General features: G+C 39.7%; 2 pseudogenes. Both read right to left on the reverse strand.

The annotated features are described in order from the left end of the window. A pseudogene (locus tag DYY66_RS16425) lies at nt 1-558 on the reverse strand (cobyrinic acid a,c-diamide synthase); the annotation flags it as partial. Between the two features lie 99 nt (nt 559-657). Next, nucleotides 658-1,038 (reverse strand): annotated as a pseudogene (locus DYY66_RS16430) (cobyrinic acid a,c-diamide synthase); the annotation flags it as partial. Nucleotides 1,039-1,047: the final 9 nt, after the last annotated feature.

A 1,047-nucleotide genomic window follows, 5' to 3' on the forward strand; every position in this document is an offset into this window, starting at 1 on the left:
ATTTTTTGATCTTGATGAAAACGGAGACTTGCCAATCTTGGCACTAGTATAGTTGAGTTTTAGTCTCTTTTCCATTACAGTTACAGCATCAAAGAGTCCAACCATGCTAAACTTTCCAGACTTGTAGCTGATGGATTTTGTCAGATACATCAGTCCACCACATTCTGCATAAATTGGCATGCCATCTTGGGCATGTTTTTTCACCAATTTCTTCATCGTCTCATTTCTTTGAAGCAGGTTTGCCTTGACCTCTGGAAATCCACCGCCGATATAGATTCCATCACAGTCAGGTATTTTTTTGTCCGAGACTGGACTGAAAAAAACAAGTTCTGCACCAAGATTTTTCAGCGAGTCCAGATTGTCTTGGTAATAGAAATTAAAGGACTCGTCAAGTGCTACTGCTATCCTAGTTTGTGTCTTTTTGTGTTTCCTGTCAGGAACTTTTGGTAAACTGGGCACACTTTTTGCAAGCTTGAGTATTTGTTTGATTTCAATAAAACCAGAGAATGATTTTGCAATTGACTTGATCTTTCCATCAAGCGACTGTCTTTCCCGCACAGGTATCAGACCGAGATGTCTTGATTGTAGACTTGTACCATTGTCCCGTGGAATAACTCCAAGTATTGGAAGTCCGACTTTTTTTAGAGCATCCCTGCNTTTTTCAGGAACTTGTGGTAGACTGGATACATTTTTTGCAAGTTTTAGTATCTTTTCAACTTCAATGAATCTAGAGAATGATTTTGCAATTGCCTTGACTTTTCCATCAAGTGATTGTCTTTCCCGCACAGGTATCAGGCCAAGATGTCTTGATTGTAGACTGGAATCATTGTCCCGTGGAATGACCCCAAGTATTGGAAGCCCAACTTTTTTTAGAGCATCCCTGCACAGCGTTTCATGTTTTTTGCTTCCAATTTTGTTCAGTATGACACCACAAATTCTAGAGTTTTTCTCAAAAGTTTTGAATCCAAGTGCAGTTGCTGCAACAGAGCGTGCAGCCTTGCTTGCATCAAGTACCAGAACAACATTTGATTTTGTTATATTGGCAAC

Source organism: Candidatus Nitrosotalea sp. FS (genome assembly GCF_011319475.1).
In the GTDB taxonomy this organism is placed as follows: domain Archaea; phylum Thermoproteota; class Nitrososphaeria; order Nitrososphaerales; family Nitrosopumilaceae; genus Nitrosotalea.